We start from the raw sequence: 23,854 nt of genomic DNA on the forward strand, positions 1-23,854 counted from the left end.
CATAGTTAAAACCATTCCGTCCCTGTTCCGAAAAATAATCCCGCAGCACATCGCGCTCTGCGCCAATTTGCGGCAATCCTACACCAACCACTACGACTCCGTTCAAACGATCACCTGGCAGATCAACACCTTCCGCAAACACGCCACCCAGTACGGCAAAGCCGAGCAGGGTACGCTCTTGTCCCGGCTGAAAAGCCTCCAGAAAGCGATCCCGCTCCGGTTCGGTCATGCCTGGACTTTGTACCAGCGTATCCGCGGACACGCCCCGGGTCATAAATTCCTCATATACCTCTCGCAGATACGGATAGAAAGGGAAAAATACGAGCATATTCCCTTGGCGCTCCTCAGCCAATCCCGCCAGCATATTTGCAATGGCTCCCTTTGAGCGCTCACGATCCCGATAACGGATAGAGAGCGGCAGCAGGCGTACATCCCATTGCTCCTGATGAAAGGGGGAAGGAACCTGCAAGGTGTAATCTTCTTCTTTCGCTCCCAGCATGTCCCGGTAATACGCAAGCGGTGTCAACGTCGCAGAAAAGTAAATCGCCGAGCGATAGCCCTTCACAGCCTGTCCTAGCAAATGCGAGGGATCCAGGCAGAACAGCTTGACCCGCACTTCACTGCGTCCCGCCTCAATATAGGTAACGTAGCGTTCATCGTACAAAGCTGCAATTCGCAGCATGTTTTGAGCGGCAAAATACGTATCCAACAGCAACGTATAGGCCGCTCCCGAGTTACTCGTACTACCGACGCCCGCTAACAGCTCACGTTCGGCTGCCTCTACAAAAGATGTCAATAGATCCAGCACCTCATGCGGTGCCTCCGTATTTACTGCTTTTCCTGTATCCGCGTACAGCTTGCGCAATGCAATCATATGCGCGTTAACTGCACTAGCCGACCCGGCAACCTCCGGGCTTAGCAGCTTGAACTCTTTTTTCAATTCCAAAAAAGACGATTTCAACATTTCCGCCGAAAACATATCCCGACCGCGTTCCACCAGATTATGCGCCTCATCCACCAGCACGACACCTTTTCGCTTGTGCTCCTCCAGCAGTCTTTTCAGGGAAATACGCGGATCAAAAACATAATTATAGTCACTGATTATACCATCCGAGGCATACGCCACGTCCAGTGAAAATTCAAAGGGACATACCCTGTGTTTGCGTGCATAATACTCGATTACCGCTCGGGTCATCAATGTCTCGTTCGCCAAAATATCGGACACCGCACCGTTGATCCGGTCGTAATATCCCTCGCACATGCTGCACGCTCCGGCATCGCAATCATTTTCATCCTTGAAGCAGATTTTATCCTTCGCCGTCAAGGTTACTACATGCATATGCAGCCCTTGGGCCTGCATTTTGGCATACACTTCTTCTGCTGCTGCGCGGGTCGTGGTACGGGCCGTCACATAATATACCCGGCTCACCAGCCCTTCACCGAAGGCCTTGATTGCAGGAAACAGAGTAGATACCGTTTTACCGATACCCGTAGGCGCTTTGGCAAACAGATTGACCCCTTCTGCAATCGTCTTGTATACCGAACCCGCCAGAGGCCGCTGGCCTGAACGATACGTGTCAAAGGGAAAGGTCAGTGTTGCAATACTGGCGTTACGCTTCTCTGCATGTGCTCTCAGCAGGAATGCATACGGCGCATAACCCTCGACCATCCTCAGCGCAAAGCTCTCCAGCTCTGCAAAGGATAACTCCCGTCTGAAGCGCCGAATTTCTCCACTGTGTACCTGCACATAAGTAAGCTGGGCTTGCATGGAATTGCGCTGCTCCCCTCGGGCAATCATATAGGCGTACAGAAACGCTTGCGCCCAATGCACGGGTTGACCATCTCCCGGAATATCTTCGAGAGGAATGGAAACCGACTTGATTTCATCAACCGTCCATATGCCGTCCAGCTCAATCAGTCCATCACAGCGGCCCTCCACGATAAATAGAGCACCCTCAAATGGAATTTCTGCACGCAGATGCACCTCTTTGCGGTCATGCTCCTTATAGCTTTTTTGGATAAGCTGGTGCACGCGTGTTCCTTCTAGCATGCTGCTGTTCGAGCGGAAACCACCGTGAATGCTGCCGCTCCGATGCACATATTCCACAAGGGGACGCACCGATATGTAAATGGGTTCCTTCATACGATCACCCGTTCCAGTCATTAGTCCTTTCACTGTATCACGTAGACAGACGAAACGTAAGAGACATAAGGATTGTTTGTCATCTAAACTGGTATTCACTCATGACCTCTTTTTTCCGAAATATAGAAATAGGGCTTTTAGCTTGCACATCTTAACGACACTACATCTCACATTACAATCATAAGGGATAGGGATATGTTAAAAGAACTAATCAATAATTTTGCATTATTAACGAGTTTCTTATTCTTTGGAAATTTACTTTTGCGAAAATATGAACGTTACCTGGAAAAACATATATTCCTTTACCGGATAATGAATGGCTTTATGCTAGGCCTGTTTGGCATTCTGTTAATGATGACTGGTTTAATCAGCGGAAATTTTGTAGTCGACCTGCGCCAACTGGCTATTATCATATCCGTTTATATGGGAGGACCGATATCCGGTCTGTTGACCACCCTGATCATAAGCCTATACCGAATTTACCTCAATGGTGGTTGGACAGATATTTCTCTGACTGCTACTGCCAATAGCATCCTGACACTGGCTATTTCCCTTGCCTTTATTCGAGAACAAAACTTGAAATTCGGAAAATGGATGTTGGCCGTGCTTGGAGCTGTTGTCGTGTCGCTGTTAGCTACTTTCTATCTGATTGAGCATCCCAATCCTGAATCTACAATACTGTTCGCAACCATTACGATGCTTGGCGGCCTGTTCACTTATTTTATGGTGTCCCATATCAAAAAAACAGAACGGGCCATTCATCTACTCAAAGAGGCAGCGAATCGGGACCATTTAACCGGATTATACAGTCCGCGTGCTTTTGATGCGCTATTTGAAGAGGTCTTTCATACTTCCAAGACGACAAAACAACCCTTTGGGATCGTGATGCTGGATATTGACCACTTTAAAAATATTAATGATACGTATGGTCATTTGAACGGTGACACCGTCTTAAACCAATTGGGGAATTTGTTAAACCGGGAGTCTACAAGGAGGACATACCCCTCACGTAAAGGTGGAGAAGAATTTGCCATTCTGATTGGAGATTGCGACAGCCAGAAAGCAGCAAGCTTTGCCGAAAAGATTCGAAAGGCTGTGGAAAACGGTCCCTTTCAACTAAATGACGGAACCATCCTTCCTCTGACGGTATCTATCGGAGCAGGCAGCTTTCCTACCATTGCAGCGGATAAATTATTGGAGAAGGTGGACGACGCTCTATATGAAGCCAAACGCTCAGGACGCAATCGGGTAGAAATAGCAAAACGATAATTATAAGTCGCTAAATGTCTGGAAAGCTGGATTATTGTTAATAAAAAGTGGTAAAATGGAAATAAGATTTGTATTAGAAAATCTTCTGCCGTTAGAGGAGACATGCCTTACAATCGACATGGGGGGTGAGCTTTTTGGACCTCGAACAATTGGAAAAACTCATGGAAAAAGAACGCTGCGAACTAAATCGTATGGCAACCTTACATGGGCTAAAGGATGAACGTGTATTGGTCAAATCCTCTCGGCTTGACCGAATTATGGACAAGTATCTCCACACCAAGCGAGCGATAAATGGTGACAATCAGGCACATCCATAGAAAAAAGCTACACCGCTGCCCTTTACGGGCAGCTTTTTTGTCTTCCCTTACTTCCCTACTTCCTCGCTTACTACTTTCTTCGGTACTCCGTCCGCAGTAGTTCCTGCGTAAACGTAATCCATTCTCTCGCGGCAAAGGACAGATACCGATCCTTTCGCCAGATCATCCCTAGATGCCAGGGAATGACGGGATCAACGAGTGGAATAACACGCAATCGTTCAGAATCAAGTTCACGGCAAATCGCTTCCGGCAGCAGCGCTATCCCCAGGTTCGCAGCAACCATTTCGCTGATCAGGTCCCACTGTGAGCTTTCATAGACGACACGCGGCTGGAAGCCAGCCCGGACACACTCTGCAATAATACGATCATGCAGTGTAAAATCCTCGCGGAACAGCACAAATGATTCCTCCGCCAGTGCTGCCAGCGGTACCTCTGTACGCTCTGCCAGTACATGCGTGGGATGAACCAGCAAGTTCAGCTTTTCCTCCACGAACAGAAACGTCTCGAATATATCCCCACTCGCTGGCAGCACAATGACGCCGATATCCAGTGCACCCGCACCTACGTCCTGTTCTACTTTTTTTGCCCCATCCTCAAATAGCTGAATGGTCACATCGGGATATGCCTTGTGAAATTCCCCAATGACACGCGGAAAAAAGCTCGATCCGACCATGGGGGGCAGACCGATACGGATGTGCCCTTTTTTCAGGTTCATCAAATCACTCAGCTCGGAGGACAAGCTCTGGAAGGACTTCACAATCGCTTGCGCCTGAAGCTCAATCACCTTGCCCGCGTCCGTCAGCTCGATTCTTTTGCCGATCCGGTCAAACAAAGCGACACCCAATTCATCCTCCAGGCTTTTAATCGTCTTGCTGATCGTCGGCTGTGTAATGAACATGCTCTGGGCCGCCTTCGTAAAGCTGCGCAAGCGCGCGACCTCCAAAAAATACTGCAAATGTCGGATATCCATCCCATCACCTTCTTCCATAGACAAATGGAATACATCGTATTCTTTATATGCATTTTACTCATGAAAGCTTGTGATGTAAAATTTCATTACAGTTTGAAAAATAACGGAACTCATAGATAGGAGCCATTATATATGAAAAGCTTCATACGCGGTGTCCTCCAGATCGCCGTCCTGATGGCCTTTTCGCTCATCCTGAACGCGGTGGTCTCCTGGCTCCACCTGCCTGTACCCGGTAGCATTATCGGCATGCTAATTCTCTTTATTCTGCTACAAACGGGCGTGCTCCGTCTAAGCTGGATTGAGATCGGCGCAAACTGGCTGCTGGCCGAACTGCTATTATTCTTTATTCCCTCCGCTGTCGGCGTTATGAATTATTGGCCGATGCTGGAGCACGATGGGATGAGCATTATGCTGGTCGTACTGCTTGGTACCTTTCTCGTGATGGCCTGCACGGGCATGATCGCCAGTCTGCTCGGCAAACGAAAGGAGCACAAATCATCATGATCGGTCTTCTATGTATTGTATTGACGCTCGCTATTTACTGGATGGCCAAACGCATGTACCGCACGCTCCCCAAGGTGTATATGTCTCCACTACTCATTACACCGATCATTATTATTTTAGTTTTGACGCTTTCAGGTATAAATTACCGTTCCTATAATTCGGGTGCCCACTTGCTCTCCATGCTGCTCCAACCAGCTACGATTGCATTTGCCGTCCCTTTGTACCGATATTTCCCTGTGCTGAAAAAACACGCGGCCCAAATCGTACTTAGCGTGCTGTCCGGTTCAGTCGTAGCCGTAATATCCTCCATGGTACTCGCCAAATGGATGCATCTGGATTCCTCGCTGATGAGCAGCCTGATTCCTCGCTCCATTACGACACCGATTGCCATGAATGTTTCACAGACGATTGGCGGTAATCCGACAGTCACGGCTGTGTTTGTTATTTTAACCGGATTGAGCGGTCTCATTATCGGTCCGATGACCGTGAAGCTGTTCCATATCGAAAATGAAGTTTCGCGCGGTGTACTGCTCGGTACCGGAGCTCATGGTACAGGTACCTCCAAAGCGTTCGAGTTCAGTTCGCTGACAGGCACTATTTCCAGCATCTCTATGGTGCTCGCCGCCCTCTTTACCTTGGCGGCTGCGCCGTTCCTGTTCCACTTGATGCTGTAAGCTCAGTAAAGCGCAAGATATTAAATGGACACTGCCCCTGATATACAAAACGAAGAAGCTCCGTTCCACTAGCCGTAGTGGGACGGAGCTTCTTCGTCTATTCGGAAGTAAGGCCCCTCATCTTTCATGCAATCAAATTGCTTTAACAGCGCCGGGTTTATCATCTTCTTCAACAGGTGTCACGGCTTCACGTAAATAAGCGTCCAGTTCTGCCGCATATTGTCGCTCTTGCGCGGCGCTCCAGCCTGCATGCTCAGACATCAGCGCAATGACGGGCTGCTTCCAGCGCTTTACTCCGTCAATCTCAAAAAACAACGCTCCGGTGCGGCGTATGAAAAAATCAGACGGTGTCACCGTCATTTCCTGCTCCATGGCATACAGGAGCGGGACACGCATTTCCACAGGCAGCGCCGCTTCCGTCTCGCTGGCCTCCCTCATGCTGCGTGCCGCTATGGCAAACAGCCGCTCCGCATTGGAGCCGTAGCGGGTGGCCCACGCTCTGGTGGTTTCTGGCGGCAATCCGAGCGCAGCACCTGCTGCCGCTTGCCCGCTCACGAAGGCATCCCAACCGGCGGAGCCGCCTACGTTACCGCCCGAGATCGGGATGTGCCTGGTGCGGCATGCCCGGAAGGTCTGCCCATGCAAACGCCCCAGCTCCCGTACCGCACGGTCTACAACCAGCTCGGACATTTTCCGGTAGCCTGTCAGCTTGCCGCCCGCAATCGTGATCAGGCCCGAACGGGATTCCCAAATTTCATCCTTGCGCGAAATTTCCGAAGGGCTTTTGCCGTCCTCATAAATGAGCGGCCGTACACCTGCCCAGCTCGATTCCACATCCTTGACGGTCAGCTTCACATCAGGGAACATACCGTTGATCGCTTGGAGCACATAGGTCCGATCTTCAGCGGTCATTCGGGGATGAGCTGTATCCCCTTCATATACCGTGTCGGTCGTACCTGCGTACGTTTTCCCGTCACGGGGAATGGCGAATACCATCCGTCCATCCGGTGTATCAAAATAAACGGCCTGTCTGAGCGGGAATCGCTTGGCATCGAACACCAGATGGACACCTTTAGTCAGACGAAGCACCTTGCCTTCTTTGGACCGATCCATCTCCCGCAGCGTATCCACCCACGGTCCGGCAGCGTTAATAACTAGCGAAGCCCGGATTTCTAAAGGCTGCCCCGTTACCCGATCCGTTACACTCGCGCCGCTGATTCGTCCGTCATCATACAGCAGCTTGTCGGCCTTGGCGTAATTTACAGCCAAAGCCCCTCGTGCAACAGCCTCCTTCATAACCTCAATCGTCAAGCGGGCATCGTCCGTACGATACTCCACATAGCTACCGCTCCCCTTGAGTCCTTCCCTCTTCAACAAAGGCTCCCGCTCCAGCGTAGCCCGAATATCCAGCATTCGGCGACGTTCGCTATGCTTAACCCCAGCCAGAAAATCATATACCAGCAGTCCGACAGAAGTGGTAAATGCGTTAAACGTGCCTCCCTTGTGAAACGGAAGCAGCATACGCTCCGGCGTGGTCACATGCGGGCCATTTTCGAATACAATTGCCCGCTCCTTCCCGACCTCGGCTACCATTTTAACCTCAAACTGCTTCAAATATCGAAGGCCACCATGCACCAGCTTCGTGGATCGGCTAGACGTGCCTGCCGCAAAATCCTGCATCTCGACCAGAGCTGTCTTCAAACCTCGGTCGGCAGCGTCCAGCGCAATCCCTGCCCCTGTTATCCCGCCACCAATAATTAAAATATCAAAATGCTCTCCCTCCATACGCTCCAAAGCAGCCGTTCTCTTCTGCGTAGCAAATCCCTGTTCTCCCATCATCTACCCCTCCATCTCTATAATCATCCACCGACCCTATCATCAAAAATACAAAAAAAGACCACGAACATCGCTACGGCACATGCCGAGCGGTTCATGGTCTCTCCAAGTCTCCTGACGGGTATTAACTTATCTATATCCTAGCACACACCGTACTCCGTGAAAAGGGGTTATTAGCTATTGCTTATAATGCTCAAAAAGCTGTTTGTTGGATGTCGTAACTGCTGTAGCTCCCGCGGCGAGAGCCGCTTCCACATCCTCCGGGGTACGAATCAGTCCTCCTGCCAAGATGGGAATCCCTGTGCGTTCACTGACCTCTGTAATCATGGGCGGAACAACGCCGGGCAGTACCTCGATGTAATCGGGTCGCGTTTTTTCCACCAGTGCGTAGCTTTTTTCCAGCGCAATCGTATCTAGCATGAATACCCGTTGTACAGCGAGAATCCCCTTCTTTTTGGCGGTCGCAATCACACCAGATCGAGTCGAAATAATACCGAACGGCTTAATCTCCTGACACAAATATTCAGCGGCATATTCATCATTCTTCAAGCCCTGTACCAGATCGGCATGCAATAGCATCTGCTTGTTGCGACTCCTGGCTAACTGGTACAGGCTGCGTAGCTGCGCTACATGCGTATCCAGAAAAACCGCATACTCATAGGAGCTGTCCAAAATTCCCTCCATCTGCTTCATGTGCTTGGCAGCAGGCAAAATGCGTTGTCCCTGAAATGGCATGGATACCCCCCTTAAATCCCTAAGCTAAAATGTCGATCAAATCTTTCAAATTTTATATTATCACTCTGTTCAACGAACGTGAAGCGGCTTCATTTTAGGCATATGCCCAGCACAAGGCTTGACTTTCATTTTATTTTGTAACTATAATAGTTACATGTCCAAGTTTGTGAATGAACAGGATGAGCTTACGATCAAACTGACGAATCATCCAGATCATATTTATAGGAGGCTATTTATTATGAAAATTGCAGTTATTGGTGCAAGCGGTAAAGCAGGAGGCAACATTGTTAAAGAGGCATTGGACAGAGGCCATGAAGTAACGGCGATCGTTCGTGACCCTGCCAAAGTCACAGAGAGCCGCGCGACTGTGGTACAAAAAGACGTTTTCGATCTGAAAACAGACGACCTGAAAGGCTTTGACGTTGTCGTTAACGCTTTTGCCGCTCCACTCGGTCAAGAGCATCTGCATGTAGATGCAGGTAACGTTCTGATTGAAGCACTGCGCAATGTATCCGGTACTCGTCTGATTGTTGTGGGCGGTGCAGGCAGCCTGTTCACAGATGAGTCCCAAACCTTGTTGGTTAAAGATACGCCTGGTTTCCCTGATTTCGTATACCCAACGGCTAATAATCAAGGAAAGAACCTGGAAATATTGCGTGGAACCAGCGATCTGAACTGGACTTTCATCAGTCCTTCGGCTGAATTTGCTCTCGGCAAACGCACAGGCTCTTATCAAGTTGGCAAAGATGTGCTGCAAGTCAATTCCAAAGGCGCAAGCTATGTCAGCTATGAAGATTATGCGGTGGCTGTAATTGACGAAATCGAGAAACCACAGCATCTGAACCAACGCTTCACTGTGGTATCCGAGTCCTAATTCCTGCACTTAATCCGACATATACGTATGATAAAAAGACCCTTCGGTCATTTCCCATAGGACATGCAAAGTCCGGTTTTGCTACAAATCGGACTTTCCATACACACTGTGAGAATATGAACCCGATGGGTCTTTTAGATATGACTAGTTATATTATCAGGCCTCAGCTTCCTTCTTCTGCTCACGACCGGGAGACTTCTTATCGCTAAAGCATAGCTTGAGGATTGGGGGTGCAGCCAAAGTCGTCAGAATGACAGCAATGATGACGGATGTAAAATATTGCTGCGCCAGCAGACCCGTTTGCAGCCCGGTAGCTGCGATAATAAGCGCGACTTCGCCGCGAGATATCATACCGGAGCCAATCGCGAGCGAAGAACGGTTATTAAAGCCGGTCAGACGCGCCCCGATCCCGCCACCGATCAACTTCGTCACCATTGCAACCAGTGTCAATGCAACGACAAATCCGATCTGCTGCCCTACACCCTCGAAAGAGACATTTAATCCAATGCTGACAAAAAACACAGGGACAAAGATGGAATAAGCGATAGGCTCCACTTTTTCTTCCACGACATGCTTAAAGCTCGTTTGCGAAATGGCAATCCCGGCAGCGAAGGCTCCGATAATGCCCGCCATACCCAACATATCTGCAAAATACGCAAACCCGAAGCAAATGATCAAAGCAGCGGTAATGGTGGCCTCTGTCACCTTGAGCGGAGCAAGTATTTTCATGATCCAGGGAACCACAAACCAACCTCCGAATATAGCGACGACAAAGAAAAGAAGCTTTTTGCCGACAAGCAGCCCCAGAGAGGTTCCCCCTCCTACCCCGAATATACTCATCAGCACTGCCAGCAGCACCACAACAAGCACATCATCCAGCACCGCTGCGCCCAAAATGGTCGAGCCTTCCCGGGTGTTAAGCTTGTTCATATCCTTTAGCACCTGCACCGTAATGCTGACAGAAGTAGCGCTCAGGATAACTCCGAGAAACCATCCTTCATGCACCGAAAATCCAAAGGCTTCTCCGACTGCAAAACCGCAAATGAGCGGCAAAATAATTCCCCCGACTGCCACGGCTACCGCAGGTTTCCAGTTACGACGAAGCTGATCCAGATCCGTCTCCAGCCCAGCAATGAACATCAGCAGCAGCACTCCGATTTCAGACATATCATGAATAAGTGTATTGTCCTGAACCCATCCCAATACCGCCGGACCCAGTACAATACCGGCAATCAGCTTCCCTAGCACCGAAGGCTGACCGAGCCTTACCGACAGATCACCAGCCACTTTAGTAAACAGCAGAATCAGTAAAAGATACAATATAAATTGCATGGTTCATATACCTCCTTTAATCAGCAAATGGTAGACATCTAATATTGATAAAATGCTAAAAATTTGCGCAAAATATGTGTCTGACATGCCCTGAACACAACAAAAAAAGGAATCTGTAGCTGCAGATCCCCTTAAAAAAGACAAAGAGGAGCCTTGGTGACAGGCTCCTCCGATAATCATTTTCATTTTATGTTGTTGTTCAGTAACCTACGTTAGTTACACATAATATGACTTTATTATACCTTTTCATTAAACCCCTGTAAATGCTTTGAATCAGTTCTTTGCTTTTTCTACATAGCGGACACGGTATTCAGAGGACAGCATACTCATCAGAATCGAGTCATGGTATTGATGATTATAAAATAACGCGTCCCGTTGCACGCCTTCACGTTGAAAGCCTATTTTTTCATAGCAGCGGATAGCCCGTTCATTAAAATCATACACATTCAGCTCGATTCGATGCAGATTACAGATACCAAATCCATAATCAAGCATAAGAACAAGTGCTTCGGTTCCGTAGCCTTTTCCCATATTCCCCTGTTCATTAATGGCAATGCGGATGTTGGCACTTCGGTTCAGGCTATCCATATCCTGAAGGGCGATGTCACCGATGATACGATCATCTTCCTGAAGGGCAATCAGCAGCAGAAGGCTGGACGTATCCTGCCCTTTGGATTCAATGTAACGACCAATTTGATTCTTGGTAAAGCTGCGCTGTGTGCCTGTCAGCCTCCTCACATCCTGATCAAACAACGTATTATAGTATAATTCGGTGTCCTCTACATGAATCGGACGCAGGTACACCCGCGATCCCTCCAGTAACCGTGCCACTGGTGTTGTGTGCAAAGATTTTTGAGTCATAATCATTCTCCTATTCTGGAAATATTTATTCAAAAAAGGAAGCCAGCTACTACTGCGCAGGGTCGGCATTTTTTACTGCAGAATTGTTAAAATCAGCAGGTGATTCACGCCAAATGAAGGATTGAAGCATGAGTCCGACTAAACCCAAAGCCCCAATCGTCACTCCAATCCAGACAAAGGTAGTGCCTGGTCCCGTCAGACGAATCATTGCACCCCCGATAAGCGGTGAGACGATCATGATCGCTCCGGTCACGGTACTTTGGATACCGAAGACGCGCCCTACCATATCGGGTGGAGTTCCGGCTTGCAATATGTAATTCTGGGTGATGATGTACAAACCATTGCCCACGCCCAGCATGGCGCCAAACATAAGCAGCACGGGTAATCCTACGCCAGGTTGTGACCACCCCAGAGCAGCAATAGCTCCACCAATCAGCACACAGCCTCCACCGAGGCCCCAGCCCGCGCTTATCCGGTTCAAACGGTTCAGCACTAGCATACAAACGACGGCACCAGCGCCTATGGCTGAAACCAGCCAGCCGAGCAGCGATTCGTTACCCGGAGCGAGCACACGCAGCAGCGTCGGGAACTGATAGTCAATCATAAGGATGGCGATCATGCCGAAAAGTCCGAACACAAGCGTATTTATAAGCATCCGGCTGCGCCACAGAAAAGCCCATCCCTCGCGCCATTGGCTGAAAAAATGGGACGAACCGACGTGTTCCTTCCGATTAACGGCTCCATCAGCCTCAGCCTTGCTTGGCGAATCCTGCGTCCCTTGCAGCACAGCAGTAGTCGCATGCTGATCTACGTTGTCGAGGACGGGGCCGATTCCGCGCAGCGGCCACAGCACCAAACCAGAGCACAGGCGCAGCAGCGCATTAAGGATAATGCACGCTTGGGGCGACATCACAACCAAGGTCATGGCTCCCAATAATGGCCCCGCCACTTTGGAAGCCTGATTGACCAGCCCATTCAGCGAGGTCGCCTGAAACAGGTCGCCGCTGGCGACTACAGTGCGGGTCAAGCCCTGCTGTGAGGGCATTTGGAATACGCCAGCCGCCGCGCGCAAACCCAGCAGAGGCAACAACCACGCCGGGCCCGGAACAGCGAGAATCGCCAGCGTCAGCAAGGCAATAGCTGCATCGCAACCGATCATCAGCCGGGCCTTATGCACCCGGTCGGCTAGCGTACCTGCGATAGAGCCGAGCAGCAGACCCGGTAGCGCCATCACGACCGGAATCAGCGCAATTAGCATGGGATCGGCTTCCCAGCGGTAAGCGACGAGCACCTGAATAGCGATGGCATCAAACCAATCGCCAAAGGAAGCAGCCGTGTGCGCCGCAAACATCCGGCGAAAACGGCCGTTGCGCCAAATACTGGGCGTAGATTCTGATTCTTTTTTTTCCTCCATACCTATTCACCCTGCTCTCATTTTCTGCATTAGTAGCATAAGAACATTCTAACGGGCCTATATCAGAGGAAAATCAGACAGTAAAAAACATCAAATCGCAGAAAGTGTTTGCTCCAACCAACGCCTTAGTGCCAAGCGATGCATCGTTAAGCCATTGTCCCGATCAAGTCGTTCATATTGAGTAGCATATTTCTCTTCCAACGCAGGAAAAATACCATAACGCTTCAAAAAGCCGCGGATTTGACAGACTGCCTTGATTTTAAGCAGCTCCTGTTTAGCCATATCAAGCGTGTTCAGCCCCTCATCCAATAGCCGCTCGGCCTCGTCCACTCCCCCGGTAAGCAGGAGCATGAATCCCTGCATCATCCGATAACGCCCCAGCTCCCGCAAATACGGAGCCTCTGATAGCATCCCTTCCAATCGAACGGATAGTACCCTAGCCTCCTCTATACGGTTGGCGGTCAGATGCATGTGCATTTCCATCAGCGCAACAGGCATCGCAAATTTGTCCAGCTCATCCCGCTCCATCACTGCAAAAGCCAGCGGAAGTCTCTCCTGTGTGCGTTCAGGTTGTCCATTCTCCACATAAGCCTCCAGGATGTTGAGGATACGCAATTCCCGCTCCTGCTCAGCGGACAGTAATCCACTGGCAAGCGCCCGCTCACACAGAGCAAGTCCTTGATCCGTTACCCCTGCTGTACCTAAATATAGCAGTAACATCCAGTAAAGTCGATCTTTAGGAGCAAAGTCCTCCCGTTCTAAAAACCACAATATATCGGCCTGCACAAACCGGGTATACATCTGATAAAAAGGAGACAGTGCGAACCCCATCTGCTCCTGCTGGGCGGCCAGCGCCACGATGGAATCCCCCTGTCCGAGCAACTGATATTTTCGAAATAGTCCATGGACAGCGTCTTGTACCTCCTGATCTTGCAGGGACGGATGATTCTGTCGTTGTGCATCTGCAAGGGTCAAGCTGTAGCCATACCCTCTGATCGTATGAATACGAAGAGCAGTCCATGGCTTGAGCTTTTTGCGCAATCTATAGATATGATCGTCGACCGTGCGCTCCACCGGATATTCCAGCGGCCATACACGATCCAGCAGTTGTTCCCTGGTAAACACCTGATTGCGGTTATCGTACAGAAATCGCAGCAACGCAAACTCCTTAGCGAGCAGGATGACACGGTCCGTACCACAGATTACACTGTAGCCGTCTCCATCAAATTGCGGCTTGATCATCCACCTCGCCTCCAACATATCGTTTCTTGGCTGCACCAAGCCCTGTAAGCAGAAGCAATACGCTCAGGGACAAAAGCAGCAGCAGCGGAATGGTCCAGCCATGTGTAGCATCATGCAAATAGCCAAACAGTGTCGGCCCCGTCGCCGCCAGCAAATAGCCAAAGGATTGCGCCATACCGGACAGCTCCGCTGCCTGCTGCGGTGTTCGGGTCCTCAAATTAAAGAACATCATCACGAGCGGAAAAGCAAAACCACCCGCTATACCGATGCAAATCACCCAAATTACACTCCATTGTGTAGCCCCCAGCAAAAATCCACCCAGACCAATAAAATACAGGGCAGCCATAATCAGAACCAGTATTCGCTGATCCTTTACCCGAGCTGCCCAAATAGGCACAATAAAAGTAAATGGCATTTGCGAAAACTGCAGCACGGACAGCATCCATCCCGCAGTCTCTGAATCCATTCCCTGTCCAACCATCATCTGGGGAAACCATGCGGCAGGGACGTAGAACAAGGCAGATTGCAGCCCCATAAACAACGTCACCTTCCAGGCCAAAGACGATGTATACACACTCACAGTTCGGGCGGACACCGCCGCTTTATTGACTGTTTTGCGCGTCTTGAGAAGCTGGGGAACCCAGAGTAAAATGCCCACCACGCCTACAATACTCCATATCCCCAAAGAACCGCGCCAACCCAAACCTGCGTTTAGAGCCAAAGGCACGCTCAATCCCGATGCCGTTGCAGCAACCACATTCATGGATACTGAATATACTCCAGTCATCAGTCCGCTATTGCGGGGGAACTCTTCCTTGATCAGACTGGGCAGCAAAACATTACACACTGCAATCGCCAGTCCCAGCATGGCTGTCCCGGCAAATAATGCAGTCACTCCTAGCGTAGAACGCACTACAATACCTGCGGTCAGCAGCAGTAATGCCCCAAAAATGACACGGGCGGACCCGAAGCGGCGCGACAGATTAGCTACAAAAGGCGACAACAGCGCAAAAGCCAGCAGCGGTAATGTCGTTAACAAGCCGCTCAGTGTATTCGAAATATGCAAGGAATCCTTAATCATGCCGACAAGTGGCCCTACCGAGGTAATAGAGGCACGCAGATTGGCACCTACCAGAATGATTCCTGCGGCAAGCACCCAAGGACCGGCATGCCACAAGGATTTGTATACCAAAGCTCGTTGGTGTTGCTGTGAACTCATCTCTCCATTCTCCAATCTATCTGTGTTATGCTCAAAGGCTCCAACCGAGTGTACGGCTGGAGCCTAGGCAATTTTGATCTCATTAAATTATAATGGCATTTATGCCATATGCATAGGACGGATAAGCGTAGCACTCCAAATCTTCAATTCAGCGTACAACCACAGCTACAGCCAAACAAACAAAAGCTGCCTGAAAGGATGCTTTCCTTTTGAGGCAGCTTTCTGTCCATGATTTAGATGCATCCAGTGCCGCTTAACCTTAACGTACCAGCCAGCCGCCATCCACTGCCAAAATATGACCGTTCATGTAATCGGAGCCCTGACTTGCGAGGAAAACAACAACTCCCATCAAATCGGACGGATCACCCCAACGACCCGCAGGAATACGGGACAAAATTTCCTGATTGCGGCTCTCATCCGCACGGATTGGAGCAGTGTTCGCCGTAGCAATATAACCAGGAGCAATCGCATTAATCTGAACATTATGAACCGCCAGCTCGTTGGCAAACGCCTTGGTCAAGCCAGCTACTGCATGCTTACTTGCTGTATACGGCGGAACGAACTTTCCACCCTGAAAAGCAAGCATGGAAGCGACGTTGATAATTTTCCCGCTTTTTTGCTCAACCATCACCTTTGCTACTTCCTGACTCAGGTGATAGACAGCATTCAGGTTGATTTCCATCACCGCGTCCCAATCCTCATCTTTGTACTCCAGCAAAGGAGCGCGACGGATTGTCCCCGCATTGTTTACAAGAATATCAATTTTACCAAATTCCTTGATGCATTCTTCTACAATTTTCTTAATAGATGCTTTTTCCGTCAGGTCAGCTTGATAAAAAGCCACCTTCACACCTGTAGGTTCCAGTAAACGTCTTGTTTCTTCATACTCATCATTGTTAGCTACAATGAACAGATCTGCGCCCGCTTTGGCCAAAGCTACTGAATATCCCTGACCCAAACCCGTGTTGCCTCCCGTTACAATTGCCGTCTTGCCTTTCAGACTGAAAAAATCCAACGAAAAAGTATCCAGACCCATACTTACGCCTCCATCATATTTTAGTGTAAAGCATATACCTTAAGATTTATGCAAAATGCTCACCTCAATGAATCTTACAGCGCTGCACGAACTTCCTTATATTTAGCTACATAACGCGCGGCGTTCTCTGTAATCAGATCGTAGCGGCCATCCTTGGCCGGAGCCGTCAGGTTCCCTCCAATGCCCACTGCGACACTTCCGTTGCGCAGCCATGTTTCCATGTTATCCAGATCGACGCCGCCCGTTGGCATAATTTGCACATGAGGCATTGGCCCTTTGACCGCCTTGACAAAATCCGCACCCATGGCGCTACCGGGGAACAGCTTCACAACATCACTACCCAGCTTCATCGCTTCCTTAATTTCATTCAGCGTCATGCAACCGGGCATATAGGGAATCGCGTATAAATTGCACAGCTTCGCCGTCTCTTCTTCAAAAGAAGGACTCACCACGAACTCTGCTCCAGCCAAAATAGCAATTCTCGCTGTCAGCGGCTCCAGTACAGTTCCCGCACCAATAACAGCCCGATCCTTAAATTCGTCTCTCAATCTGCGAATCGCCCGATCCGCATCCGGCGTGGTAAACGTAAGCTCAATATTGTCCAAACCGCCTTCAATACAGGCTTTGGACATTTGGTACGCTTCCTCCGCTGTGTTTCCCCGAATGACTGCAACAACACCAACCGAAGTGATATGCTCCAAAACTTTCTTTTTCGTCATGTTCCTGATCCTTTCCACGAATGGGATGGCTATGTTCCATTAGCCGCTTGCAAGTACCCCGCTCCAATATGCCGGATTAACGCAACTCGCTCATGGCTACCTGATCCATGTCTTTGTACGTTTTATTTTCGCCGGCCATGCCCCAAATGAAGGTATAGCTGCCAGTAGCCGCACCACAGTGGATAGACCAAGGTGGCGAAATAACCGCTTCATCATTCTTCATCACCAGATGGCGCGTCTCGTTCGGCTCACCCATCATGTGGAACATTCTGGCGTTCTCATCCAGCTCAAAGTAGAAATACACTTCCATACGACGGTCATGAACATGTGTCGGCATGGAGTTCCATACACTGCCGTTTTCCAGTGTCGTCATCCCCATTACCAGCTGACAGCTCTGAATGCCTTCATCATGGATAAAGCGACGCAAGGTGCGGTTGTTGGCTGTTTCCTGCGCGCCCAGACTTTCAGACGGAACATCGGCAAATGACTGCTTCGCTGTCGGATATGTGGTATGAGCCAGCGCCGACACAATGTAAAATTTTGCAGGTTTTGAGCTGGAATCGCTTTCAAAGATCAACTCCTTGCCCCCTCTTCCTACGTAGAGACAGTCTTTCGTGTTCAACTCGTAGGTTTCGCCGTCTACCTTTACAGTTCCGCTACCTCCAACATTAAAAATGCCCAGTTCCCGGCGCTCCAAAAAGGTTTCCGCCTTAATTTGATCGCTGCCTTCCAGCGCAACGGATTTATTTACGGGATGAATGCCCCCGATAATGACACGATCTTCATGCGTATAAACCAGCTTAACTTCCTCAGGCACAAACAGTTCCTGTATCAAATAGTGCTGACGCAACTCTTCAGTCGTAAAATGCTTGGCATGTTCGGGATGAGTTGAATAACGCATTTCCATAAAAACATTCCTCCTGTTTAGATAAACTTTTTTATCAATGGGATTGTTATAAAAGCGGTTTCTAACTCTACTTCTTAGCTAGAATTGTAATAATTATCAATGGGGGTGTCAACCCAATTCTTCACCATTCCTTGAAAAATCCTTAATATTCAAGAACTTTTACACTCTTTTTACTGTTTGATAAACAAATTCATATTTTTTTATCTACATTATCCAAAAAGTTTTTAACAATTATATCAACTTCCTCATTGTGAAAAACCGATTTATGTGATAATTTCAATTTATTCAGTTGGTGCATGCGCTTACAGATTTAGTTTACTAAACAAAGGAGGAATTTTGAATGACCGCAACATTGGATGCTGTTACCTTCGGAGAACCGATGGCCATGTTTTATGCCAATGAAGCAGGCTCTCTGGATGAGGTGCGCTCGTTCACCAAAGCGCTGGCCGGGGCGGAGACAAATGTTTCGGCCGGTTTGGCACGATTGGGGCTACGGGCGGGACTCGTGACCAAACTAGGTGAGGATGCATTCGGCAAATTCATTGCCGGGGCGCTGCGTCAGGAGGGGATCGACACCCAGAACGTCATGTTTACCAAAGACTACTCTACCGGGATGCTGATTAAATCCAAAGTCACCAGCGGAGACCCGGAGGTCGAGTATTTTCGCAGACACTCTGCCGCTTCCACGTTAAGCATCGCCGATTTTAACGAGGCATACTTTGCCGGGGCACGCCACCTGCACTTTACAGGTATTTCTGTCGCCCTGTCTCCCGAGTGTCGTGACTTCGCACGACATGCGCGGCAGTTTATGAAAAAGGCAGGGAAAACCGTCTCCTTTGATCCGAACCTTAGACCCAAGTTATGGCCTGATACGCAAACGATGGTGGAGGCTATTAACGAGGCATCTGAGGGTTGCGACTGGTTCCTGCCAGGCATTCATGAAGGTAAAATATTGACAGGCTACACCTCACCTGAGGATATCGCTTCCTTCTACCTTGACCGCGGTACTTCGCTGGTCATCATCAAGCTGGGGACGGAAGGCGCGTATTATAAATCCGCCGATACAGAAGGATATGTGAAACGCTTCCGAGTGAAGCATGTCGTCGATACCGTTGGGGCGGGCGACGGCTTTGCCGCTGGCGTCATCAGCGCACTGCTGGAGGGCTTGCCCCTGGCCGAAGCGGTCAAGCGCGGCAACGCCCTTGGCGCGCTGGCTGTCATGTCAGCCGGAGACATGGACGGCTATCCTACGCGATCGGAGCTGGAGTCCTTTTTGCTCAGCGCCAGCACGAATTAGGCAGGTTTCTTACCTTGCCTTTTCCTTCAGCGCTGGTTCCGCAAGCTCAACAAGGGTGAGCTAGGAAGCTTTGGATATAACTCAAATAACCCGTATTCACTTATGCGCGGCCTGAGCAAGTATATGCAGGCTTATAACGCAGACAGGAATACGGGTTATTTTTTTATAATGTGGTATTAGAAGTTCACCTACAACGTTTTGACGGACTCGCCCCGGTTTAAATCAGGTACAAAGCGGTAAATGATCGGAACCGATTCGCCGTCCTCCTCGATGCTGGACAACAACGTTTTCGCTGCCTGCTTTCCCATATCCGCAATCGGCTGCGTAATGGTCGTAATCGGCGGATTGTAAATATGCGCAAACTCTGCATCGTCAATTCCGATAATGGATAGCTCGGACGGAATACGTATACGTCGGGCATTCACATATTTCAGTACCTCTGCCAGCACGATATCGTTCCCGGCCAACAGCGCAGTCGGCGGCTCCGGCAACTGAAATAGCTCCTCCAGCGTCTGCTGGATATCCTCCTTCGACACACTGCGCATGTACTCTTCCCGAAAGGGCAAGCCACGCTCCTCCAGCGCCTTTTTGTACCCGCTCAACCGCTCTACCCTTGGAGTAATCCGGTTCAGTCCCAGCGGCAGGGTAATCAGCGCGATCCGCTCATGCTTATGGGCCACCAGCTCCTGAATCGCCAGCTTGACCGCCATTTCGTTATCCAGCAGCAGGCTGCGCGTGTTCACACCATCTACCAGACGATCCAAAAACACCAACGGGTACTTTTCACGAATGAGCTGGTTGTAAATATCCGCATGCTTGCCTGTCGGGAAAATAATCAATCCGTCCACCTGACGGGCCTTGAGCATCTCAATATACTGGCTCTCCTTGTCCGGGTTTTCGTCGGCGTTACAGATGATTACCTGAATGCCAAAACGCTGCAATTCCTCTTCAATAGCCCGAATGGACTGGATCGACAACGTGTAATCAATGTTGGCTACAATGACACCCACCATAAACGTCCGGTTCTGTTTTAAACTGCGGGCCAGCCCGTTGGGCTGATAATTTAATTCCCGAATGACCTCGGCAATCCGGTCTCTGGTCTGGTCGCTCATGTATTTATATCGTTTGTTCAGAAACTGCGAGACGGTGCTTTTAGACACTCCCGCCTTCTGGGCAACATCTTCAATCGTCGGTTTCTTCATGAATACGCTCCTTGTCCCTCATGTACTGCATGCACTGCATTAGTGCAACAAAAGTATATCTTTTTTTTAGTAAATTTACCATACTTCTATTTATGAATACCATGATTATATAATCTGAACTTAAAACTTACCTATCGTGCCACTGCGCAGACGGATGGTGCTTCCCATCGCCACCGCTCCCGGATTTCTGGAATTTAAGCCTATGATCAGAGTAGAAATCCGGGGATGTGATGCTTCCATTATAAAACTACTATTTACTCTCAGGGCAGCAAAAAGAGGCAGTTCAAGATGCTCTCTTGAACTACCTCCACATCATCATAAATGATCCTCGAATCAGTGTACCGGAATCGGGGTTGCTGGCTGATCCGGTGTATCGTGCTCCACCAGCGCATGCTTTTCCCACAAACGGCTTCTCCAGCGGGCATACATAATGAAGGCACGAGTCCATTCATCTGCGGCAATCGCCAACCACACACCAGCAAGTCCCATATCCAGCTTGAACACAAGCAGATAACCGAGCGGCAAGCTCATGCAGACCATGGAGATCAGTCCTATAAAGACCGGGAACTTGGCATCTCCAGCAGCACGCAACGAGTTAATAATAACGATATTCGTCGTCCGACCGGTTTCCAACAGAATGCTAAGTAAAATCACCTGCGCTCCCAAGCGAATAATCTCAGGGTTTTCGGTGAACAGGCTGAGCAATGGCACACGGAAAAAGATAACAATCACATCAATAATCACAGTCACCAGAAGCGCCCATTTTACACTACTCATTACACGTTTATAAGCGGTATCCTTCTGTCTGGCTCCGACCAGCCTTCCGACCACGATGGCTGTACCCATGCCAACCGCCATACTGAACAAGTAGATATAGCTCGAAATGTTATTGGCATATTGACGGGTTGCCATCGCTTCTGCACCCAGATAGGTCACGTACAGTGTGAAAATGAGCTGACACGACTGATACATGATGGACTCCAGCGCGGAGGGTACACCAATGCGCAAAATTTTAGCGATAAACTTTTTGGACAATTGGACGTAATATTTCCACTCGACCCGCACCTCAGTTACGCGGTACATCAGCCAGAAGAAAATCAGGAGACAAATAAAGCGGCTTCCTACCGTAGAAATAGCTGCCCCCTCTACGCCGAGCGCAGGCATTCCCCAATGTCCGAAAATCAAAACATAGTTACCGATGACGTGAATCACGTTCATCAGCACAGACACATACATCGTTTCCTTGGTAAAACCATGTGTACGAATCGTCGCCGCCAACGCGTTGATCAATGCCTGAAGGAAAATGGCACCCCCGACGATACTCATATAGGATTCCGCATAAACCAGAATATCTCCCTGGACGTTAAGCCATTGCAACATATGAGTACCAAATACAAGAAAAATCACGCTAAGCAAAAGACCTACCATCAAATTCAAGGTAATGGCCGTACCCGTAACCTGGGCCGCTTCCACAAGCTTTTTAGAACCGATATATTGAGCTACGACGATAGCAGCGCCGTTGCCGATAACCTCCAGTACAAGGATAGCAATTGAAATAATTTGGTTGGACGCGCCTACACCCGACACGGCGTTATCAGATACAGAACTGATCATGAACGTATCGACGCTGCCCATCAGCATAAACAGGAACAATTCAAGGAAAATGGGCCATGTCAAATGGAACAAATTCAGTCCCTTTGCTTCGGACAATACCGACCCTTTTTTTAGTGCTCTGGTTGTCATTCATTCACCTTTCTTCATAGAATTATTTAACGAACAAAGGGTATGTTAGCACAGTCTTTCTGAAAATACATCCCGTTTGTGTAAAATGATTTGCAAAATGCGTAAGATTTCATTTATCACCCTCTTCACAACTGATTATCGAACTTTATTGAAACGCAGAAGGATATCATAGAATATGGGCCTGTGAGCATTGCCGCTGACAGGCTGCGCGGATGATTGTATACTGTTTGTGCATGATTTGTGAAGTATACTAAAATGTTCGCCGTCACAGGCTTATATTGAAATAAAGGAGGCTATACAGATGACTCAATCATTTCAGGCCCTAGTCGTCGACCAGATACAGGACGGTGAAGTTCAAGCAGAGGTACGCTCTTTGGAGGCTGGCAGTTTACCTGCTGGAGAAGTATTGATTCGTGTCGCTTATTCCAGCATCAATTATAAAGACGGGCTTGCCGCCCGCAAGGATGGAAATATTGTCAAAGCCTATCCGTTTGTGCCGGGTATAGATTGCTCGGGAACCGTCGTCTCTTCAGAGGATAACCGTTTCAGCGAAGGACAAGCCGTTCTCGTTACCGGATACGGGTTTGGTGTGTCTCAATTCGGAGGTTTCAGCGAATATGCGCGTGTACCTGCGGACTGGGTAGTTCCGCTTCCGGACGGACTCACACCAAGAGAGGCCATGATTTACGGGACAGCCGGCTTCACCGCAGCCCTGTCGTTGCATCGGCTGGAGCAAAACGGCGTTACGCCCGATCAGGGCAAGGTGCTCGTCACCGGAGCAACGGGGGGCGTAGGCGGAGCCGCGATTGCCCTGCTGGGCAAGAGGGGCTACCACGTCGTAGCGAGCAGCGGCAAAGCCGAGGCGCACGACTACCTCAAGGCGCTCGGAGCGGCTGAGGTGATCTCCCGCGATGAGGTCTACGACGGCGCGGAGAGCATCCGCCCGCTCGGCAAGCAGCTTTGGCAAGCGGCTATTGATCCCGTAGGCGGAAAACCGCTCGCTTCGCTGCTCAGCCAGATCGCATACAATGGCTCCGTTGCCGTGAGCGGTCTGACGGCAGGCACCAAGCTGCCTACCACAGTGCTGCCGTTTATCTTGCGCGGTGTCAGCCTGCTGGGCATAGACTCCGTCTTCTGCCCTTATGAAACCCGCGTAGCGATTTGGAAGCGGCTCGGCAGCGATTGGAAGCCGAAACAGCTGGAGCAGCTCGTCGAGCGCGAAATCGGGCTGGCTGACCTACCAAGCGCGCTGGAGGACATCCTGGCGGCCCGCTCCCAGGGCAGAACGCTCGTGCGGCTGGCTGACTAAGCGGAGGTGTGTCCGCAAGCTATCTGTCGATGACCTTCTACGTAAAGGTCTGTTCATTCCTTCGTGTCTAACTTCGGAAAATGTAAGAAGCCTGTAAATCTGCCGTTTTTGAGATTTACAGGCTTCTTTTTCGTTCGATAAAACATGATACATTTGAAGAAAAGCGAAATACATCGACGCGGACGTTTACTTTTCACAACACAGGATTTTGCAAAATTCGATTCCAGTCGCTCCAAAGTACAATATATAGA

Annotated in this window: 21 protein-coding genes; 7 read left to right on the forward strand and 14 right to left on the reverse strand. The window is 49.5% G+C overall.

Annotation, left to right across the window (positions count from 1 at the left end; all coding sequences use genetic code 11):
• A partial coding sequence (locus C1I60_RS04755) for an ATP-dependent DNA helicase (protein ID WP_252361604.1) occupies positions 1–2,164 on the reverse strand: 2,164 nt, incomplete at its 3' end.
• A gap of 174 nt (positions 2,165–2,338) precedes the next feature.
• Between C1I60_RS04755 and C1I60_RS04760 the strand changes: the two genes are divergently transcribed.
• Together C1I60_RS04760 and C1I60_RS04765 are read left to right on the forward strand one after the other, a co-directional pair.
• Positions 2,339–3,412 carry a diguanylate cyclase gene (locus C1I60_RS04760; RefSeq protein WP_137060712.1) on the forward strand — a complete coding sequence of 358 codons (1,074 nt, stop codon included), beginning with the start codon at positions 2,339–2,341 and terminating at the stop codon, positions 3,410–3,412.
• A gap of 134 nt (positions 3,413–3,546) precedes the next feature.
• Entirely contained in the window at positions 3,547–3,729 is a 183-nt protein-coding gene (locus tag C1I60_RS04765) for an aspartyl-phosphate phosphatase Spo0E family protein (protein WP_137060713.1), read from the forward strand.
• Between the two features lie 70 nt (positions 3,730–3,799).
• Here C1I60_RS04765 and cidR read toward each other — a convergent pair whose 3' ends face one another.
• A complete protein-coding gene (cidR, locus tag C1I60_RS04770) occupies positions 3,800–4,699 on the reverse strand; it encodes a cidABC operon transcriptional activator CidR (RefSeq protein ID WP_044644329.1) in 900 nt (299 codons plus the stop codon).
• 132 nt (positions 4,700–4,831) lie between these two features.
• On the opposite strand from cidR, the gene C1I60_RS04775 reads away from it, so the two are divergent.
• Complete coding sequence (locus tag C1I60_RS04775) at positions 4,832–5,203, forward strand: CidA/LrgA family protein (RefSeq protein WP_137060714.1); 372 nt, start codon at positions 4,832–4,834, stop codon at positions 5,201–5,203.
• Positions 5,200–5,877, forward strand: coding sequence for a CidB/LrgB family autolysis modulator (locus C1I60_RS04780; protein WP_137060715.1), 678 nt, complete (start codon positions 5,200–5,202; stop codon positions 5,875–5,877). The genes C1I60_RS04775 and C1I60_RS04780 overlap by 4 nt, the downstream gene beginning before the upstream one ends.
• 132 nt (positions 5,878–6,009) lie before the next feature.
• Here C1I60_RS04780 and C1I60_RS04785 read toward each other — a convergent pair whose 3' ends face one another.
• Together C1I60_RS04785 and C1I60_RS04790 are read right to left on the reverse strand one after the other, a co-directional pair.
• Positions 6,010–7,713, reverse strand: coding sequence for a glycerol-3-phosphate dehydrogenase/oxidase (locus tag C1I60_RS04785; RefSeq protein ID WP_137060716.1), 1,704 nt, complete (start codon positions 7,711–7,713; stop codon positions 6,010–6,012).
• A gap of 177 nt (positions 7,714–7,890) precedes the next feature.
• The gene (locus C1I60_RS04790; RefSeq protein ID WP_137060717.1) at positions 7,891–8,448 is read right to left on the reverse strand and encodes a glycerol-3-phosphate responsive antiterminator; all 558 of its coding nucleotides are present in this window, start codon (positions 8,446–8,448) and stop codon (positions 7,891–7,893) included.
• Positions 8,449–8,686: 238 nt separating this feature from the next.
• On the opposite strand from C1I60_RS04790, the gene C1I60_RS04795 reads away from it, so the two are divergent.
• Complete coding sequence (locus tag C1I60_RS04795) at positions 8,687–9,322, forward strand: NAD(P)-dependent oxidoreductase (protein ID WP_137060718.1); 636 nt, start codon at positions 8,687–8,689, stop codon at positions 9,320–9,322.
• Positions 9,323–9,478: 156 nt separating this feature from the next.
• On the opposite strand, the gene C1I60_RS04800 is transcribed toward C1I60_RS04795, so the two are convergent.
• The 8 genes from C1I60_RS04800 to kduI all read right to left on the reverse strand — a co-directional run bounded on the left by C1I60_RS04800 (position 9,479) and on the right by kduI (position 18,052).
• Positions 9,479–10,654 carry a cation:proton antiporter gene (locus tag C1I60_RS04800; RefSeq protein WP_137060719.1) on the reverse strand — a complete coding sequence of 392 codons (1,176 nt, stop codon included), beginning with the start codon at positions 10,652–10,654 and terminating at the stop codon, positions 9,479–9,481.
• 273 nt (positions 10,655–10,927) lie between these two features.
• Positions 10,928–11,521, reverse strand: coding sequence for a GNAT family N-acetyltransferase (locus tag C1I60_RS04805; protein ID WP_434784368.1), 594 nt, complete (start codon positions 11,519–11,521; stop codon positions 10,928–10,930).
• Positions 11,522–11,564: 43 nt separating this feature from the next.
• Positions 11,565–12,929, reverse strand: coding sequence for an MFS transporter (locus tag C1I60_RS04810; RefSeq protein ID WP_137060720.1), 1,365 nt, complete (start codon positions 12,927–12,929; stop codon positions 11,565–11,567).
• Positions 12,930–13,019: 90 nt separating this feature from the next.
• Positions 13,020–14,171 carry a winged helix-turn-helix domain-containing protein gene (locus C1I60_RS04815; RefSeq protein ID WP_137060721.1) on the reverse strand — a complete coding sequence of 384 codons (1,152 nt, stop codon included), beginning with the start codon at positions 14,169–14,171 and terminating at the stop codon, positions 13,020–13,022.
• Entirely contained in the window at positions 14,152–15,390 is a 1,239-nt protein-coding gene (locus tag C1I60_RS04820; RefSeq protein WP_137060722.1) for a CynX/NimT family MFS transporter, read from the reverse strand. The genes C1I60_RS04815 and C1I60_RS04820 overlap by 20 nt, the downstream gene beginning before the upstream one ends.
• 259 nt (positions 15,391–15,649) lie before the next feature.
• Positions 15,650–16,426, reverse strand: coding sequence for a 2-dehydro-3-deoxy-D-gluconate 5-dehydrogenase KduD (gene kduD / locus C1I60_RS04825; RefSeq protein ID WP_137060723.1), 777 nt, complete (start codon positions 16,424–16,426; stop codon positions 15,650–15,652).
• Between the two features lie 74 nt (positions 16,427–16,500).
• Positions 16,501–17,145, reverse strand: coding sequence for a bifunctional 2-keto-4-hydroxyglutarate aldolase/2-keto-3-deoxy-6-phosphogluconate aldolase (locus tag C1I60_RS04830; protein WP_137060724.1), 645 nt, complete (start codon positions 17,143–17,145; stop codon positions 16,501–16,503).
• A 76-nt stretch (positions 17,146–17,221) separates the two neighbouring features.
• Positions 17,222–18,052 carry a 5-dehydro-4-deoxy-D-glucuronate isomerase gene (gene kduI, locus C1I60_RS04835; protein WP_137060725.1) on the reverse strand — a complete coding sequence of 277 codons (831 nt, stop codon included), beginning with the start codon at positions 18,050–18,052 and terminating at the stop codon, positions 17,222–17,224.
• Positions 18,053–18,392: 340 nt separating this feature from the next.
• Between kduI and C1I60_RS04840 the strand changes: the two genes are divergently transcribed.
• Positions 18,393–19,349: a sugar kinase gene (locus C1I60_RS04840; protein WP_137060726.1), complete on the forward strand. Its 957-nt coding sequence runs from the start codon at positions 18,393–18,395 to the stop codon at positions 19,347–19,349.
• 188 nt (positions 19,350–19,537) lie between these two features.
• Here the strand turns inward: C1I60_RS04840 and C1I60_RS04845 are convergent, their stop codons facing one another.
• Both C1I60_RS04845 and C1I60_RS04850 read right to left on the reverse strand, forming a co-directional pair.
• A complete protein-coding gene (locus C1I60_RS04845; RefSeq protein ID WP_137060727.1) occupies positions 19,538–20,551 on the reverse strand; it encodes a LacI family DNA-binding transcriptional regulator in 1,014 nt (337 codons plus the stop codon).
• 333 nt (positions 20,552–20,884) lie between these two features.
• Positions 20,885–22,294, reverse strand: coding sequence for an MATE family efflux transporter (locus C1I60_RS04850; RefSeq protein WP_137060728.1), 1,410 nt, complete (start codon positions 22,292–22,294; stop codon positions 20,885–20,887).
• A gap of 301 nt (positions 22,295–22,595) precedes the next feature.
• Here C1I60_RS04850 and C1I60_RS04855 point away from each other — a divergent pair, with 301 nt between their 5' ends.
• Entirely contained in the window at positions 22,596–23,603 is a 1,008-nt protein-coding gene (locus C1I60_RS04855; protein ID WP_137060729.1) for an acrylyl-CoA reductase family protein, read from the forward strand.
• The last annotated feature ends 251 nt before the right edge of the window (positions 23,604–23,854 follow it).

The sequence above is a fragment of the Paenibacillus terrae genome, assembly GCF_005217525.1.
Classification (GTDB): domain Bacteria; phylum Bacillota; class Bacilli; order Paenibacillales; family Paenibacillaceae; genus Paenibacillus; species Paenibacillus terrae_C.